The sequence below is a fragment of the Synechococcus sp. H70.2 genome, assembly GCF_047462275.1.
GTDB lineage: Bacteria > Cyanobacteriota > Cyanobacteriia > Thermostichales > Thermostichaceae > Thermostichus.
Genome location: NZ_JANSIU010000002.1, coordinates 279,846 through 297,255, shown reverse-complemented (window position 1 = coordinate 297,255; position 17,410 = coordinate 279,846). Strand labels below are relative to the sequence as shown.

General features: G+C 61.7%; 14 protein-coding genes. 5 read left to right on the top strand and 9 right to left on the bottom strand.

The window, feature by feature from the left end; genetic code table 11:
* Nucleotides 1–151 precede the first annotated feature (151 nt).
* The gene (locus NW822_RS03675) at nucleotides 152–1,426 is read right to left on the bottom strand and encodes an amidohydrolase family protein (RefSeq protein ID WP_414403554.1); all 1,275 of its coding nucleotides are present in this window, start codon (nucleotides 1,424–1,426) and stop codon (nucleotides 152–154) included.
* Between the two features lie 161 nt (nucleotides 1,427–1,587).
* Between NW822_RS03675 and hflX the strand changes: the two genes are divergently transcribed.
* A complete protein-coding gene (gene hflX / locus NW822_RS03670; RefSeq protein ID WP_414403553.1) occupies nucleotides 1,588–3,330 on the top strand; it encodes a GTPase HflX in 1,743 nt (580 codons plus the stop codon).
* A gap of 122 nt (nucleotides 3,331–3,452) precedes the next feature.
* The gene (locus tag NW822_RS03665; protein ID WP_414403552.1) at nucleotides 3,453–5,183 is read left to right on the top strand and encodes a diflavin flavoprotein; all 1,731 of its coding nucleotides are present in this window, start codon (nucleotides 3,453–3,455) and stop codon (nucleotides 5,181–5,183) included.
* 69 nt (nucleotides 5,184–5,252) lie between these two features.
* Here NW822_RS03665 and NW822_RS03660 read toward each other — a convergent pair whose 3' ends face one another.
* The 8 genes from NW822_RS03660 to NW822_RS03625 form a co-directional block, all read right to left on the bottom strand.
* Nucleotides 5,253–5,591 carry a hypothetical protein gene (locus NW822_RS03660; protein ID WP_414403551.1) on the bottom strand — a complete coding sequence of 113 codons (339 nt, stop codon included), beginning with the start codon at nucleotides 5,589–5,591 and terminating at the stop codon, nucleotides 5,253–5,255.
* Nucleotides 5,592–5,732: 141 nt separating this feature from the next.
* Nucleotides 5,733–6,383: a precorrin-8X methylmutase gene (locus NW822_RS03655; protein ID WP_414403550.1), complete on the bottom strand. Its 651-nt coding sequence runs from the start codon at nucleotides 6,381–6,383 to the stop codon at nucleotides 5,733–5,735.
* 60 nt (nucleotides 6,384–6,443) lie between these two features.
* Nucleotides 6,444–6,785 (bottom strand): histidine triad nucleotide-binding protein, encoded by a 342-nt coding sequence (locus tag NW822_RS03650; RefSeq protein WP_414361150.1) that lies wholly within the window; start codon nucleotides 6,783–6,785, stop codon nucleotides 6,444–6,446.
* A 39-nt stretch (nucleotides 6,786–6,824) separates the two neighbouring features.
* Nucleotides 6,825–7,166, bottom strand: a complete 342-nt coding sequence (locus NW822_RS03645) for a hypothetical protein (protein ID WP_414361148.1) — start codon at nucleotides 7,164–7,166, stop codon at nucleotides 6,825–6,827.
* A gap of 436 nt (nucleotides 7,167–7,602) precedes the next feature.
* Nucleotides 7,603–9,699: an FAD-dependent oxidoreductase gene (locus tag NW822_RS03640; protein WP_414403549.1), complete on the bottom strand. Its 2,097-nt coding sequence runs from the start codon at nucleotides 9,697–9,699 to the stop codon at nucleotides 7,603–7,605.
* Nucleotides 9,700–10,184: 485 nt separating this feature from the next.
* Nucleotides 10,185–11,708, bottom strand: coding sequence for an AAA family ATPase (locus tag NW822_RS03635; RefSeq protein ID WP_414403563.1), 1,524 nt, complete (start codon nucleotides 11,706–11,708; stop codon nucleotides 10,185–10,187).
* Nucleotides 11,709–11,869: 161 nt separating this feature from the next.
* On the bottom strand, nucleotides 11,870–12,916 hold the full coding sequence (locus NW822_RS03630) for a thiamine phosphate synthase (protein ID WP_414403562.1): 1,047 nt from the start codon (nucleotides 12,914–12,916) through the stop codon (nucleotides 11,870–11,872).
* Between the two features lie 70 nt (nucleotides 12,917–12,986).
* Nucleotides 12,987–13,283: a hypothetical protein gene (locus NW822_RS03625; protein ID WP_414361144.1), complete on the bottom strand. Its 297-nt coding sequence runs from the start codon at nucleotides 13,281–13,283 to the stop codon at nucleotides 12,987–12,989.
* A gap of 114 nt (nucleotides 13,284–13,397) precedes the next feature.
* Here NW822_RS03625 and NW822_RS03620 point away from each other — a divergent pair, with 114 nt between their 5' ends.
* From NW822_RS03620 to NW822_RS03610, 3 genes are all read left to right on the top strand, one after another.
* Nucleotides 13,398–14,567, top strand: a complete 1,170-nt coding sequence (locus NW822_RS03620; RefSeq protein WP_414403548.1) for a lipid-A-disaccharide synthase-related protein — start codon at nucleotides 13,398–13,400, stop codon at nucleotides 14,565–14,567.
* Between the two features lie 80 nt (nucleotides 14,568–14,647).
* A complete protein-coding gene (locus NW822_RS03615; protein ID WP_414403547.1) occupies nucleotides 14,648–15,709 on the top strand; it encodes a CIA30 family protein in 1,062 nt (353 codons plus the stop codon).
* Complete coding sequence (locus NW822_RS03610; protein WP_414403546.1) at nucleotides 15,702–17,408, top strand: ArnT family glycosyltransferase; 1,707 nt, start codon at nucleotides 15,702–15,704, stop codon at nucleotides 17,406–17,408. The genes NW822_RS03615 and NW822_RS03610 overlap by 8 nt, the downstream gene beginning before the upstream one ends.
* Nucleotides 17,409–17,410 lie beyond the last annotated feature (2 nt).

Here is a 17,410-nt window from a genome sequence, read left to right as displayed (position 1 = left end):
GTAACAAAATACTGGTCACTAAAGTGTATTGGGAAGGGCTAGGCTTTGGCATGATTTGCTGCCTAGAAATTGTGAAGGAATACATCCAGAATCAGTCAGAGGGTGCTATCCATCCCCACCGTATAGACCGTGGGGAATTCCGCACCTTACGTTAAAGCTGGCGGGTGAAGTCTACCTGGGCCGGGCGCCCGGGCAAATGGAGCTGAGTAGCCACCGGCGGGGTTTGGGCAATGAGGCGGCCGCGGCGGAAAACGTACAGACAGGGTGGCTTGAGGCGAAGGGCCTCCACCACATCGGCAGCTTGCAGCACCACCAAATCGGCGTAGCAGCCGGGCTTGAGCCCATAGCCCTCCAGGCCCAGCAGGCGGGCGCCGTTTTCTGTGACCGCCAAGAAGCACTGGCGCATCTGCTCATAGCCCGTCATTTGGGCAGCGTGGACTGCCATGTGGGCCACCTCTAGCATGTTGCCGCTGCCTAGGGGGTACCAGGGATCCATCACGCAGTCCTGGCCAAAAGCTACTGTCAGCCCGGCGGCCATCAGCTCCGGCACCCGCGTCAGCCCCCGCCGCTTGGGGTAGGTGTCCTGGCGGCCCTGCAGCACTAGGTTCACCAGCGGGTTGGCGATCACCCCCAGCTCTGCCTCGGCCATCAGGGGGATGAGTTTGCTCACGTAGGCGTTGTCCATGGAGTGCATTGAGGTGAGGTGGGAGGCGGCCACCCGCCCCTGCAAGCCCAGCCGCAGCGTTTCATAGGCCAAGGTCTCCACGTGGCGCGAAAGCGGATCGTCTGTCTCGTCGCAGTGCAGGTCCACCCGCAGCCCCCGCGCCGCCGCAATCTCGCACAGGGCCCGCACCGAAGCTGCTCCTTCAGCCATCGTCCGCTCAAAGTGGGGGATCCCACCCACCACCTCCACCCCCAAGTCCAGGGCCTTCTCCAAGAGCTGCACCGCTCCCGGCGAGCGGTAGTAGCCATCTTGGGGAAAGGCCACCAGTTGCAAATCCAGGTAGGGAGCAACCTTTTGCTTGACTTCCAGCAAGGCCCGCACCGCCAACAGGTTGGGATCGCACACATCCACATGGGCGCGGATGGCCAGGATCCCGCGCGCCACCGCCCAGTCGCAGTAGGTCAAGGCCCGCTCCATCACTGCCTCTGGCGTCAGCAGCGGCTTCAACTCCCCCCAAAGGGCGATCCCTTCCAGCAAGGTGCCCGATTGGTTGACGCGCGGGATCCCGTAGGTGAGGGTGGCATCCAGGTGAAAGTGGGCATCCACAAAGGGGGGTGACACCAAGCGGCCACTCACATCGATTTCCTGGGGAGCGGTGGCCTGCAGATTCACCTCCAGGGCAACGATGCGGTCTCCCTCAATGCCGATATCCACTCCCTTACGGCCATCCGGCAAGTTGGCCCGACGCAAGATTACATCCATCCCCCTCTTCCCAACCCAGCTTGACCATTTTCTTGCTCAAAAGCAAGTTTGCTCCAGGGATCCCTTGTCTAGGGTTTGCTGCCGCTGCTTTCCTCAAGTTCCTGCTGGCTACTAGCGTATATGGTAGAGGAAAGCCTCTTTTCGGGTCTTTCCCTCTCCCTATGCCCAGGGTTGGCACCTCTCGCCAGCAGAATGACCTCGGTTTTCGCTTTGCCCAGGCCAAGGGGCTAAAGCCCTACCAGCGCAAGCAACTGCAACGGCTCTACCAACTGCGCCTGCCCCCCAACTGTCTGGTGACGGTGGAGTTTGCCCAACGGCTGGGAGCCCTCACCCAAGATCTGGAAGGCCAGCCCATTAGTGTTTACCTCAACCGGCGCGGCCAAGTAATTCGCGTGGGGCTGGGATCCCCTTTTGAAACCCAGATCCCGGCTTGGGAGCTGCCGCGCCAGGGGGCGGAGCGCCTCTCTGGGATCCGCTGCATCACCACCCAGGTGGGGGCGGGGGGGCCTAGCCAAAAAGCCCTGACAGCCATGGCCCTACAGCGGCTGGACGCTCTTATTACCCTGTCGGTATCCCCTTTAGAGGGACGGCTGCGCCGCGGAGGAGGGGCCACAGGCTTTATCAAGTGCGCCTACCTAGCCCATCTGGTGCCGGAGGAAGAGCGCCGTTGGCAGGTTTCTGAGCCTTTGCCCTTAGGGATCCTGGCAGAGCAGGATCTGCAGGAGCTGGTGGCGGAGCTAGAAGATGGCTTTCGCCGCCAAGCAAGCGCTCACCAGGTGGATCCCCAGCAGGAGCGGGCCATCCTGGTGGGGCTGCAGAAGCCGGGACAGAGCTACGAGGATCTCATGGACGCCTTGGCGGAACTGGGCCGCCTGGTGGAAAGCGCCGGCGGCCAGGTGCTCCACACCCTTTGGCAGCGGCGGGAGGGCCCCGATTCCGCCACCGTTATCGGCTCGGGTAAGGTCCAGGAGTTGGCCCTGCTGGTGCAGGATTTGGGGGCCAACCTGGTGGTGTTCGACCGGGAGCTCACCCCCAGCCAGGTGCGCAACCTAGAAGAGGCCCTGGGGGTGCGGGTGGTGGATCGCAGCGAGGTGATCCTAGACATCTTTGCCCAGCGGGCCAGAACCCGAGCCGGGAAGTTGCAGGTGGAACTGGCGCAACTGCAGTATCTGCTGCCGCGCCTGGCTGGTCGCGGTCGCACCATGTCGCGGCTGGGGGGTGGAATTGGCACCCGTGGGCCGGGGGAAACCCAATTGGAAATGGAGCGGCGGGCCATCCAGCGGCGCATTAGCAAGCTGCAGCAAGAAGTGGAAGAGCTGCGCCGCCACCGCCAGCGGCTGCGCCAGCGACGGGAGGGATCCCAGATCCCCATGGTGGCCCTGGTGGGCTACACCAACGCCGGCAAATCCACCCTTCTCAACGCCCTCACCCACGCCCAGGTCTACGTGGCTGACCAACTCTTTGCCACCCTGGATCCCACCACGCGGCGGCTGGATTTGCCCGGCCAGCAGGCGGTGCTGTTGACCGACACGGTGGGCTTTTTAACCGAGCTGCCTGAGCAACTGGTGGAGGCCTTCCAAGCCACCCTGGAGGAGGTAACGGAGGCGGATGCCCTGCTGCACGTGGTGGATCTCTCCCACCCCAACTGGGAAGGGCAAATCGAGGCGGTGGAAAAATTACTGGACGAGATGCCCCTGGCCACTGGCCCGCGACAACTGGTGTTTAACAAAATTGACCGCCTCGATCCCGAATGGGTAGAGGATGTGCGCCTGCTTTATCCTAAGGCTCTCTTTGTCTCCGCTGCCACCGGCCAAAACTTGGATCAACTGCGCCACACCCTGGCCCAATTTGCCGCAGCCTTTGCTTCCACTTCCTTTGGGGGTCGGGAGTTTGGGGATCCCTGAAGCATTTCATTAGAAAATCAAAACTTGGCCGCTGTCCTCCTGCGCCTAGCTGCCTCAACATCCAGTTACATCAGGGTTACGATGAGTGTTAAGTAAAGTTGCCATTTGGCAGAGGGGGAAACATGGCCGCTACGGCAGTTGCACCGCGTTCAGCTCATCTTACGCTGCAAACTCTGCCCATTGGGGCCGACACCCTGGCCATCCGCTCCCAGGACTGGGATCGGGATCGGTTTGACATTGAATTTGCCCTGGAAAATGGCACGACCTACAACTCCTTTTTGATCCGCGGGGAGAAGGTGGCCCTGATTGACACCTCCCACGAAAAGTTTCGCCAGCTGTACTTGGATCTGCTGCAAGGCATCCTGGATCCGGCCACCATCGACTACTTGGTGGTTAGCCACACTGAGCCAGATCACAGCGGCCTAGTCGGGGATCTGCTGGAGCTAGCCCCCCAAATGACAGTGGTAGCCTCCAAAGTGGCCGTGCAATTTCTGGAAAACCTCGTGCATCGGCCCTTCCGGCACCTGGTGGTAAAGCAGGGGGATCGCCTGGATCTGGGCAAGGGGCATGTCCTGGAGTTTATCTCTGCCCCCAACCTGCACTGGCCCGACACCATCCTCACCTACGACCACGGCACCCAGATCCTCTACACCTGTGATGTGTTTGGGATGCACTACTGCGACGACTTGGCCTGGGACGAGCATCCCCACCTGCTACAGGCAGACTTTAAGCTCTACTACGACTGCCTCATGGGGCCCAATGCCCGCTCGGTGTTGTCTGCCCTCAAGCGCATGGAGGCCCTGCCTCCCATCGCTGCCATTGCCACTGGCCACGGCCCTCTGCTGCGCCATCACTTGTCCGACTGGGTGGAGCACTACCGCACCTGGAGCCTAGAGCAGGCCAAAGCCGAGCGCCTAGCGGCCGTGTTCTACCTGTCGGGCTACGGCCAGGCGGAAACGCTGGCCCAAGCCCTTGCCCGCGGGATTCAAAAAACCGGGGTTGCCGTCGAGCTGCTGGATCTGCGGCTGCTGGATGCCCACGAGGTGCGGGAGCTGATGAGCCTAGCCGCAGGTGTGGTGATAGGCATGCCGCCCCAATCAGGGCCAGACGCGGCCACCACCCAGGTGCTGCTGAAAACCCTCTTGGCCTCTGCCCACAGCAAACAAGGCTTTGGCCTCTTCGAGTCGGGCGGTGAAGATGATGAGTCGGTCTACCTCTGCCGCAACACGCTGCAGGAGCTGGGCGCCAAAGAGGTGTTCCCTCCCATTCTCCTTAAGCAACCTGTCAACGAAACTCTGCTGCAACTGGCCGAAGAAGCTGGCACTGACCTGGGGCAGTGGCTGACCCGGGATCGCAACATTCAGCAGATGAAAGCCCTGGATGCCGACCTGGATCGCGCCCTGGGCCGCATCAGCAATGGCCTCTACATCCTCACCGCCCGCAAAGGGCAGGCCACCAGCGCCATGCTCGCCTCCTGGGTGGCCCAGGCCAGCAGCGATCCCCCAGGGATCAGCGTTGCCGTGGCTAAGGATCGGGCAATTGAGTCCTTCCTGCAGGTAGGGGACACCTTTGTTCTCAATGTGCTGCAGGAGGGCCATCACCAGTCCCTGATGCGCCACTTCCTAAAGCGCTTCCCGCCGGGAGCTGACCGCTTTGCTGGCATCAAGACCTACCCCGCCGCCAACGGATCCCCTATCCTTGCCGATGCCTTGGCCTACTTGGAGTGCCGCGTGGCCAGCCGCCTAGAAACCAGCGACCACTGGGTGGTGTACAGCACCGTGGAAGCCGGGCGGGTCTCCAATCTGGAGGGCCTCACCGCTGTCCACCATCGCAAGGTGGGAAATCATTACTGAACCCCTGATCCCCCTCCCTGGGGAAGAGGAGAGGTTCAGGAGGAGAAATACGCAAGCACTTCCCCTCTTTCAATAGGACACTCGGTAGACCAGCCCGTTGGCACGTAGGAAAAAAGGGCTACCTTCTCCTAAAGGGATCCCAGCTGGCTGCAGGGGAAAAGGCAGTCCTTCTGGTCTTTGTTCCGCCTCCTGCAAGAGGTGGTAGAAGATCCCCTCGAACGGAATCTCCGCAGCAGCATGCTGCTGTTGCCAGCGCTGGTAAGGGCTGAGCTGAGCTTCCCTCTGGTCGAGGTCTGGCGGCGCCGGGAGAGCCGCCACCCGATTGGGATCCATTTGGGCCCACCCTCCCCCGGCCAAGGTCAACGCCAAAAGCCAGCCGCTTCCCCAAACTCGGATAAACTGACGCATAACCGGATCCCCCTTCGACTAGCCGCTTCCCAGGCCACTTCTTCGCTCTGGCACTGAGAAGATGGCTCTTATCTTGCCAGGGCTGGAGGGAAGAAGGAGTGACCGGGATCCCGCCGAAACTGTGATTCAGATCGGACTTAGCTAGCCGGTAACCGATTTGCCCGGAGGGTCTGGGCTGCTGGCTCGCACATAGGCCTGCCAAGCCAAGTCCAAAAGTCCATCCAAGACCGCCGCCGCCACGGCAGGGCCGCCCTTACGTCCCTCGGTGCGAATGTGGGGCACCATGGAATCGGCCAGCTCCCGCTTGGCTTTCACCACATCCACAAACCCAGCCGGCGTGGCAATTACCAAAGCAGGGGCCACCTCTTTCTCGGCGATTAACTGCACCAACGTGGAAAGAGCCGTCTGGGATTGGCCAACGATAAAGATGGCCTCAGGATAGCGTTGGGCCAGCGTTTCCAATCCCCAAGCAGAGCGGGTCTTATCTTTTTGGGGACGGGTGACAGCTTCGCTGCCGCAGTAGATGGGATTGGAAAAGGTGTTCTGCACCGCTCGTGCAATGCCCACCTGCACCATTGGCTCGTCCACCACAATGGTGGTGCGCGCCGCCAAAGCCGCCGCCCCCGCCTGCAGCGCCTCGTTAGCAAAACGGAGGAGGTGGAGATACTCGAAGTCTGCCGTAGCGTAAATCACCCGACGCACCACCTCATATTCGGCGGGGGAAAGCTCGTGCTTACCCACCTCCTGGTCAATGATCATCAGGCTTTCCGCATCGGTGACATGCCACTCCATTGCCCCTAGACCTCGTGCACCAGCCGCCCTCCCAGCATTCTAGCTGGGGGAAACCCAGAACTAGCCTGGCGGCCAGCCCATTGCCCGACCGCCCAGGACGTGGATGTGCAGGTGAAAGACGGTTTGACCGCCATCTTCTCCTTGGTTGATGACCAAGCGATAACCTTTGCTTAGGCCAGCTTCGGCAGCCACCCGCTGAGCCGTCAGCAGCAGGTGCCCCAGCAATGCTTCGTGTTCGGGCTTGGCCTGGGCAATGCCGGGGATAGGCTCCTTGGGCACTACCAAGATGTGGACAGGGGCTTGAGGGGCAATGTCTTTGAAGGCGATGGCCCGCTCATCTTCGTAGACAATCTGGGCCGGGATCTCCCTGCGAATGATCTTGCTGAAGACGGTGTCGCTCATAGGTAGTCACCAACCAATCCTGCCCTTAGCCTACCCGCTTTATGATTGGTTGAGCAGCCACTCAAACTCCCGCTGTAGGGATTGGATGTGCCCTACCCGTGAGACCAACAGGGCATCTTCCCCGGCGTCCCGCAAGCGAGACCGCCACAAACTCACCAAATCGGGGTTGCTGCACCAAAAGCGGATCACCGCTTCGACCAATTGATCCCAGTCCCAGCCCCGCCGCGCCGGCAGCTCTTCCAAAGACTGCAACAGCGCATCCAGGGTGCAAGGGCGGGTGCCTAAGTACTCTACCCCACAAGGCCGCTTTGCCAGCTCCTGCTGCTGATAGAAGAACTCAAGGGCAGGCGCAACGCCGATGATCTCAAAGGTATAAACCATTGGATCCAGCTCTACGGAGGCGAAAATGCAAAAAGAGGTCGACCAAGCTCTTGACCGATTCACGCTGGGATCCCTTCCCAACCCTCATCGGCCTGAACCTGAAGGTTAATAGATGATAGGCACTGATTATACTCAACTTGGGCCAATTGCCAAGGCTAAAAGCAGGCGGGCAGAACTCTTTTTCCGCCAGCCACTCCCTGGGGAGGGGATGCTTCGGCACCCAAGCGGGGAGCCTTGCCTGATGAGCGCTCTGGTGAACAATCCTGCGCAGATAAGGGAGAAAACTGCTAGCAAACCAAAGTAAGGAATGCTAGCACTCGTCGAGATTTTTTGCGAGTTTAACAGTCGGCACCCGCCTCTCCTACAGACATCAGAGAGACGGTGGTTTCAAGAGGGCGAAAGCCTAGAAACAACCGGTGCGATGAAAGTCTCCGGCCTAGGCTGGTATTGGATTTTGGACGCTTGGCGGCGCAGGAGAAGAAGGGGCAGGAAGATGAAACTCCAGGCGCGGCCGGCCTACCCCGTAGGTGAGGGTGTAGCTCCAGCTCAGGCAGCGCAACCACAGCCGGGGGTAGCGGGGCTCCAGCCAGGGCTGTAGGCGCCGCAACAGCTTGGGGAACCAACTTCCCAGGAGGGCCGAGAGGAAGGCCAGGCCAGTGTAGCTAAAGTAGGTGGGCAGCCAGCGGGCAAAGCCTTCTGCCCCCACTGCCTCCCAGATCCACCCTAGCAGCCGTGGGTTCTGCAGAGCGGCTTTGACGGCCATGCGGTTAAAGGCCAGCCAACCGGCTCGGTCTTTGATAAAGTCGTCCACCACCTCGGGCGGCTCGGTGGTGAGGATGCCGAAAAAGCTGTTGAGGATAGCGTTAATGCGCTCGGGCGGCAGCACTTTACCAGTGGGCACCATCATGCCGCAGGAAAACAACCAGGTCACCGCTGAGTTACCTTGGTAGGCGCGAATCTGGGCTAGGTCGGCGGCTTTTAGCAGGTCATGGCGCAAGGCTGTATCCAGCAACTCGCACAGGCGGGGGCAGTTGCGCACCAGGGATCCAAACCCCGTAAAGCTCAGGGGTGATTGCAGGGCTGCCGCATCCCCAATCAAGAGGACACGATCGAAGGGCTCCTTGGGAGCTGGCTGCCGGCCAAAGCGCCCGGGGATATAGCCAAAGGTGGCCTTTTTCCACTGCAGACGCTCCGGGTCACAGCGGCGGTACTCGGGCAGGATGGTAAAAAAGTCTTCGTACAACTCCAAGAGGGATCCCGGGTTTTCTGGGTGTACCTGGTGGTAGTGGAACAGGTAGAAGGTGAGATCCTCCCCTGGCCCAGGGAATAGTTCCCAGATAAGTTGCCGACCGCGGCTGATGTCCCCGTGGCTGGCGAGGATGTCGCCAAATTGGGGATCCCAAACCCCTGGCTCAAACCCCCCTGCAATGGTGGCCCCCACCGTTGGGCAGACGCTGTCAAAGGCGCGGCGGCCGTAGAGCTGCTGGGCAATGGGGGAGGCTGTCCCCATGGCATCCACCAACAGGCGGGCTCCCAGAGAGAACGCTTCTTGAGTGGTTAAGTCCTTAACCACCACCGTGACGCCCTGCTCCTCGATGTAGGCCCGCTGAAACTCGCTGCGCTCATAGATGGCGCCGCCACAGGAGCTTAGGATCTGGCCACAGAGCTGCAGGAGCTTTTCGGCATCGATGGCCAGATTGAGCACCGTCGGCGTGTGCAAGACGGGGGCGCGCACGGGGCTGTTGCCATCAAAAAACTTGCTAAACCCATCGGTGTATTCCCGTAGGATCAGGCTCTCCATCTGCTCAGGGCTGAGGAGGCCAAACTCCACCAGCGTCTGCAGCTCCCGCCGCGAGATGTTCCACTCCCGATTCATGCGGCCAAAGGGGAGCCGTTCCACCAAGGCTACACGATAGCCCAGGCGGGCCATGGCCGCGCCGTAGATGGCCCCCAGCGCTCCGCCCACGATCACCAAGTCCCACGCTTGAGGGGCGGGCTCTGGGGTGGGCCGGCGAAACAGCACCGGCTGCCGCTGAGGATGGGGGGATTGCACTTCTTCCCGCCAGCGCTTCTCCCACCAGTAAACCCGCTGCAGGTCGAACTCGCCGTTGGGAATGCGGCGGAAATACTTCACCGTTTGCGGGTAAAAAGGCTCCAGTTGCTCAAAGATGGATCCCTGGCTGGGATCGACCTCTGGCAACTGCGGGTAGCGGTGGGGAAATTGGCTTTGGATGGCCCTCTCCACTTCCTTTAGCCAGCGATCCTGCCGGGGGAAAGGCCGCTCTGACCACTGAAAGATCTTGAGATAGGTGGTGTTCAGCCCCGACCAGAGGAAAACGGCCAGCTTGGCTCCGGATCCCTCTAGGCGCAGACCGCTGGGGGTAAGCACCTTTTGGCTGCCCGTAGGCAGAGGCAGGTGCTCCTGCAGCCAGCGCAGCACTTGAGCAGTATCTGGGCAAGGGATCTCGCGGTAGTAGAGGGGCTTGAGCACAGCGCCAAGACAAAAAAAGCCAATTTTTACCCATTGTGACACGACGGGATCCCTGAAAGGGCGGTTGTCTCAACCATCCGCCCCCAGAGAGGTCAGTAGCGCTCAGGAAGGGAAAGTGGCAAGTCGAGCCGCCTGCCGGGAATCCGACTCCAGGGCTTGAAGCTGAGCCTGGCGGGTTTCCCAACGGGATAGCTTGGTGGCCCTGTACTTGAGTGCCGGGCGGAAAAGCCCGTAAGCTCATGCAGCTTGCATAGCTACAGGGCAAAAGCCAGCTTCTTGGAGGCAAACGAGCTGCCCGGTGCCAGTGAAAAAACCGACCGGTGGCCAGCCTCTGCGCGGGTCTTACGCGAGAAAGAGGCGCTTCCAGCCCAACTTGCTAAAGAAAGTTAAGCAGAACCTTGGGGCTTTGCCTCAGGAACTGGGGAGGGAAGGTTTGACAACGCCTTTACGCGTCGGTTTGTGGACTGCGAGTTGGCGGGAGTGCTAACGCTTGCTTCCTTCGAGCCGAGAAGATTTGGGGATTCCCTCTACGAAGCCGCAAAACATTGCTTCATTTCCTGCAGCACCTGGGCATCCTGGGAGGCAGTTCTAGCGCCTGCTTGGGCAGCCCAGCACTTGAGACTTTCGATCTGGTCGCGGGCAATGGAGGCCAGGGGCACGGTTTCGCGGATGGCCTGTAGGATGTCTTCCTGGGTGAAGTCACGCCGAGCGCCGCTGCCGCTGCCCCCAAAGGCGTTGTACATAGCATCTACAATGGCCTGCTCAATCTCAGCGCCACTGAAGTTCTGGGCAGCCGCTGCCAAGGCATCCAGGTCAAACTCCCGCAGCCGGCTGGGGCGTAGCCGCTGCAGGTGTACCCGGAAGATCTCCTTGCGCTCGGCGTGGGTGGGCAGGTTGAGGAAAAAGATCTCGTCAAAGCGGCCCTTGCGCAACAGCTCCGGCGGCAAGAGGGGCACGTTGTTGGCCGTGGCCACGATGAAGACCGGGCTGGTTTTCTCCTGCATCCAGGTAATCAGGCTGCCAAACACCCGGCGGCTGGTGCCCGAATCGCCGTCGGCGCCGCTGGTGATGTTGCCAAAGGCCTTGTCAATTTCGTCAATCCAGAGCACACAGGGGGCCATGGCCTCCGCCAGTTGGATCATCTGGCGCACGCGGCTTTCCGATTCCCCCACAATGCCAGCAAACAGCCGCCCAACATCCAGCCGCAACAGTGGCAGCCGCCACTCATTGGCAATGGTCTTGGCGGAGAGGGATTTGCCGGTGCCCTGGATCCCCACCAGCAGCACCCCCTTGGGGTTGGGCAGGCCGTAGCGCCGCGCCTCTTCGGTAAAGGCTTCCTGGCGCACCCGCACCCAAGCTTTGAGGTTGTCCAGCCCGCCCACGCTTTTTAGGGTCTCGCGGGCGGTGAAAAACTCCAGGATGCCGGTCTGGCGGATGGCCTGCTTTTTCTCCTCCAACACCAGGTCAATGTCGGCCTCGTTCACCTCCTGCTTGGCGGCCAAGGCGCGGGCCAAAACGCGGCGGATGCGCTCCCGGCTCAGCCCCTGACAGGCCTTGACCAGTTGCTCACGACCTAGAGGGCTGAGCTTTAGCTTTTCCGGGGCCACGTAGAGCTGGATGAGGCGGTTGATCTCCTCGCTGTTGGGCAGGGGAATATCGACAACAGTGATCTCCTCGGCTAAGTCGCTGGGCACTTCCAGGGTGTGGCTGAGCAGGATCAGCGTCTTGCGGGTGCGCTTGAGCTCGCGGCTGAGGTTCTTCAGCTCCCGCAGGATGGGGGCGTTTTTCTCACTGCTGGCATTGCGCAGCACAAAGTGCAGATCCCGCAGCACAAACAGGGTGTCTTCCTGGGGGGCCGAGCGCCACACCCGCCCTAGGGCGGCCATGATGGAGCCGCGGTCTTCGCCAGTATCCTGCCAGCCCCGCACCAAATCCCAAAACAGCAGCCGCCGCGGCGGATTGGTTCTCTTGGCTACTTGCACGAGCACGGCGTCCGCCGGCTCCTCTTCGGGGGAAACCAGGTAGATCAGGGGGTAGCGGGCCCGGATCATCAGATCCAGCTCCTGGATCAGCTCCCCTTGCACCTCAGTGGCAATCCCAGTCAAGCCGGGATCCCCACTGCTTTCCCTTTGCCGAGTGAGCTCAGTGAGATCTTTTGCGGCTTCTGCCATCGGGAGTTAGAAAGGTCTTGAGAGGATTCGGGGTCTATACTTCAGGATAGAGCAGGGATCCCTTGCAGCTCCGCCAACATGGCGCGGGCAGTCTGGGTGGGATCCGCCGCTTCCATCAGGGCCCGCACCACAGCTACGCGGCTGGCGCCAGCCTGGCGCACCTCCGGCAGGTTGTGGAGATCAATGCCGCCGATGGCAAACCAGGGCAGATGGGCCTTCTCAGCGGCTAGGCGCACGTACTCCAGACCAGCAGGGGGTTTTTCTGCTTTGGTGGGAGTGGCATAGACAGGGCCGACGCCGATGTAGTCCACGCCGCTACTGAGGGCTTGGGCCAGCTCCTCAGCGTTGGTGGTGGAGAGGCCAATTAGGCGCTGGGATCCCAGCAGATGCCGGGCTTGGGCAACCGGCAGATCTGTCTGGCCTAGGTGCACGCCGTCCGCCTGGCTGACCAAAGCCAAGTCCACCCGGTCGTTAACAATCATCAACGCCTGATAGCGGTCGCACAGCTGCCGCAGCTGTTTGAGATCCCAGAGCATCTCCCTATCGGGGAGGTTCTTGCGGCGGTACTGTACCAAGGTTACCCCCCCCCGCAGCGCCTTCTCCACCACCTCCAGCCAGTTGGGCACCGGGCTAGTGACTAGGTAGAGGCGAGCTGCCAAAAGCCGCCGGCGCAGGGATCTGCCCAGCAGCTCACTTTCAAGAACGTAGAGGTGGTAGCGCATGTCTTTGGCCAGCTTGGCTAACCCAGGGGCCACCCACTGGTGGGATTCAGCCAGCTTGCCGTATTCTTCCAGCACCCGCAGCGCCTCCTGGACGCGGCTGCAATTGGCCTGCAACAGGTGACTGAGATCCCGCCGCTCCTCTTCCTGGGGATGGGAGATCTGGGTGCCCGGGTCGGCAGAGGTGTCGCGGGCCAACCGCAGCGGGTCGCTGTGCCAACGAGCTAGGGCCTGGCGCATCGCCTTGCATTCGCCAGCCAGCTCGCCGTTTTCTAGGCCAAAGCGAAACCACTCCTCCAGGACCCGCAGCCCTTCGCGAGCACGGTCAAGGTTGGCATCGAGAATCCGGGCAATGGCCTGGGGTTTCATAGGTACATAGGTGGAAGTAAAGGGGATCCCTATCCCCAACTCTGATGGAGGGGTCTCCCTCCTGCCTACCCTAGGGGGCAGACGGAGTCCGTTGCCAGAGGGCGTTGAGGAAAGCCTGCTGCGGCGTGTGGCCCCAGCCAAACTCGCGGGGGCCAGTCCCTTCCGGCAGGTAGGCCCAAGCGTAGCAGCTGCAGGCAGGGAAGTAGCGGATCTCCCACCAGGGCTGACCGGCTGGCACATCCTTTACCGCCCGCCAGAACGGCCCTCGCTGGCGCAAAAGACGTGTTTCGACAAAGTAAGGGCCTTCCAGCTGTAGGGTCTCCACTGCAGCGATCAACTCAGCTCGTTGGCGGTCGTTCCGGAGCATTCCCTAGCTTCCCCCCTTGGGTTGGCTCTATTTTAATTGAGGGGATCTGATCGACGCCATGGGATCCCCTGCCCTGGCGAGGTTTGGAGTTGCCACCAAGCTGTAGGAATGCCCTTGAATCCACCAATGCCGGCGCGGGTGCTGTGCCTAAGCAATGGCCACGGAGAAGACGAGGTGGCTAGCCGCATTGCCTCAGCCCTCACCCAACTGGGGATCTCAGTGCAGGCCCTGCCAATTGTAGGGGAAGGTGTGGCGTATCGACGGCAAGAGATCCCACTGCTGCCCCTAACTCGGGTAATGCCTTCGGGGGGGTTTATCTACCAGGATTGGCGGCAGTTGTGGCGAGATCTGCGCGCTGGCCTGTTGGGCCTGACAGGAAAGCAACTGGCCCTGGTGCGCCGCCTAGCCCCTCAGGTGGAGCTGGTGCTAGCCGTGGGAGACATTGTGCCCCTGGCCATGGCGTGGTGGAGCGGGATCCCCTACGTCTTTGTGGGCACGGCCAAGTCGGACTACTACTGGCGGGACGAACGGGGGCCCTACCACCGCTCTTGGCTGGGACAGCCGGTTTCCGATTACTTGCCCTGGGAGCGCTGGCTGATGGCCCACCGGCGCTGCCTAGGTTCTTTTTTACGGGATGAGCTGACGGCAACCGCCCTGCAGCAACGGGGCCTGAGAGCCTTCTACCTGGGCAACCCCATGATGGATGGTCTGGAGCCGCGGGGAGAATTACCTTTAGATCCCGACCGGCCTGCGGTGCTGCTGCTGCCGGGATCCCGCCCTCCGGAAGCCTACCGTAACTGGGCCTTGATGATGCAGGTGGTCGAGCAACTGCCGCTGGAGATCCAAGTTTATGCAGCCCTCAGCCCCACCCTGGAGCGGGCGCCTCTTCAGGAGAAGATTCCGCCCCGGCGCCGCGACTTGCTGCTGGTGTGGGGGGATTTCGGCACCTGTGCCCACCGAGCTACGGCGGTGTTGGCCATGGCGGGGACAGCCACGGAACAATGCGTCGGTCTAGGGAAACCGGTGGTGACGCTGCCGGGGGAGGGGCCGCAATTTACTCCCCGCTTTGCCGAAGCCCAAAGTCGCCTTCTGGGATCCGCCGTTCACCTCACTTCGCCGCAGCAGGCCCCTGGCGTGCTCTGCCAAATTCTGGACCGCCTGGCCAAGGATCCCACTTACGCCGCCCAGCTGCGGGCCCACGGTCAACGGCGCATTGGCTCCCCAGGCGCTGCCCAGCGCATTGCCGCCCACATCAAGGTCCTGCTTGCCGGTCCCAGCGGCTAACCTGTTTTTTGCCTACGCTGGAAAATGGGGATCCTCTTCTTGCAGGAGCTAGGTAGGGCGCGTTTTGGAGTAGCTAAACCATGACCTGGGATCTGGGGCGGTTTTGGAACACCCTCACCTACTACGAGGTGCTCCCCTTTGCTAACTTCTGGCGCTGGCTGCAGAATGGCTTTCCAAGCCCAGCCGCTTACTTTATGCCTCCTTCTCTAACGCCCGCTACTTCCCTTCCCTTGCTGCTTTTGGGCAATGGCCTGCCTGAGGGTTTGGCAGAGGCGCTGCGCCAGCAAGGGGCAGAAGTCCAGGAGAGAGGGGATGAGGTGACAGCCAGGGTCATCCTCGGTCTGGAGAACCGGGAGAAAGCTAAGGCCTACCTAGAGCGCCTGCGCCGCAGCGGCCAAACAGAACAGCTGCTCTTTGACTTCCGCCAGCCCGATCCCCAGCTGAACCAGTTCTGGGGCATCCTCGACGATGTGGTGATGGGCGGGGTGAGTCAAAGCCAACTGCTCTGGGGGGAGGGTGAGCTGCTGTTTACAGGCCAGGTTTCCACGGCCAACTTCGGCGGCTTTGTTTCCACGCGCACCCGCAATTGGCAGCCGCCTCTGGATGCGTCGGAGTTTGCCGGGCTGGAGCTGCGGCTACGGGGCGATGGACAGCGCTACAAGGTTCTACTGCGGGATCAAGGGGGCTGGGACAGCCCGGCCTACGGCTACGCCTTCGACACCACTCCAGGGGAGGAGCAGACCGTCCAGGTTCCTTTTGCCGAGATGGTGCCCACCTTTCGCGCCCGCCGGGTTGCCGCTCCCCCTTTGAATACCCGCCAGATCTATTCGCTGCAACTGATGCTGAGCAAATTTGAAGCGGACGGCAGTCCCAACCGCCGTTTTCGGCCTGGGCCGTTTCGGCTGGGCGTGCGTTGGATCGGGCTCTATCGCCAGGAGCCGCTGCCGCAACTGATTGGGGTGGCGCGGGGATCCCTAACTCCCGATTGGGTGGCGGCCCTGCAGGAGAGCTCCAGCCGTTGGTGTGGGGTGGAGATGCCCGCCGAGATCGAGGGATCCACCTTAGCCGCTCACCTACTGCGCCTTTTGCGCTCGCCCGCCAGTGTGGGCCGGGTGGTGCCGCTGGAAGCCTTCCATGGCTAGGCTTCTTGGCGGCCTCCAGGGATCCCTAGGAATGGGGCTTTTGGCCCTCCTGTGGCTGGGGGCGGGCCAAGGGATCCCTTACCTGTTTGACTGGGACGAGCTCATTTACGCCAGCTTGGCGCGGCAGATGCTATCCAGCGGCGATCCCCTGGCTTTGCAGATCAACGGCGAGCCCTTCTACGAGAAGCCGCCTCTGTTTTTCTGGCTGCAGGCGTTGGCAATGGCGGCCCTGGGGGTCAACGAAGGGGCAGCGCGGCTACCCAATGCGTTTGCCGGCGGCATCACGGTGGCCCTCTTGGGGGCGTGGGGAGCGCGGCTGCGCGGGGTGGGGTTTGGCTGCCTCTGGGGGATCCTGCTCCTGACGGGCTACCTGCCTTTGTTTTTCTACAAAACCGGCCTCATCGACCCGCTGTTGAATTTGGGCATGGGCGTGGGGCTGGGATCCCTTTGGGCTGCTGACGAGGCCCGTCGCTCCGGCCGCTCCGGGCAGGGGTGGAACGCCCTGGGCGCGCTGGCCTTGGGCCTAGCGGTGTTGGCCAAAGGACCCGTGGGGCTGGTGTTGCCGCTGGGCATCTGGGCCCTCTACAAGCTCTGGCAGGGGGATCCGCCAGGGCGGTGGGGGGAGATGGTGGCCTTCCTTGGCTTGGCGGGGGCTATTCCTCTGGCCTGGCTGGCGCTGGAAGCAGCGGCGCGGGGGCTGCAGTGGCTGGCGGCGTTTTGGCACTACCAGTGGGGTTTGGTGAGTACCCCCAGCGGCCACCCCGGCCCAGTTTACCTGCATCTCTTGGCCTTTGCTCTAGGGTGTTTTCCCTGGGCGGCTCTGGCCTTGGCCGAGATCTTGGCCAGCCTCCACAGGCACAGTAACTCGGCAGCGGCGGATTTAACTCAGCGGGCAGAACGCCTGCTGTTGGTGGCCTTCGGGGTGGTGCTGGCCCTGTTTTCGCTCTTGGTGCAAACCAAGTTGATCCACTACACCTCGCTGCTTTACCCTATTGGGGCCTACTTTGCTGCCCTGCGCCTGCAACGCCTGGGATCAAGAGAGGCTCAACTCAGCGTTTGGGAAGGCGGCTGGATCCTGCTGAGCGGCTTGTTTTGGCTAGCCCTGTGGCTGCTATTGCCCTGGCTGGGATCCCAGGATCCCGTCCTGCTGCTGCCGAGGGTCGAGAAGGGATTGGCGGCTTTGGGGATCCCGCTTGCCGACCTTTTTGAGAGCCTAGCGGGCAGCTTGGCCCTGGGGTATCTGCAGGCCGAGGTAGAATGGCCTTTCTTCACCTATGGCCCTGCTGGGCTCCTGGCGTTGGGGGGACTGGCCTGGATTAGAGCGCGGCACAGCGTTCGGGGATGGGCCATCTTGCTCTTGGCCACCGGACTAAGCGCTCAGTTGGCCTGGAGCTGGGTTTTCCCGCGGGTGTTGCAGCATACCCAGGGGGGATCCATCTACTTTTTCCGCCAGTTTGCCGGCCCAGAACCGGCTCTTTTGGGAAGGGTTGGCCTTTATGGGCTGCGGTCGTTTGTACCCTATTTTTATGGCCCGCTGCGGGTGCCCTATGCCGCCAACCTGGAGGAGCTGGCCGCCTGGCAGGTGCCCGACTATCTGGTGACCTGGGATCCCTTTGTAGCTGAGCTAGCAGCAACTTGGCAGGTCGTAGAGCGCCGCAGCCCCTTTTGGCTGTTGAAAAAAACCTCTTCTCTGCCTTAGCC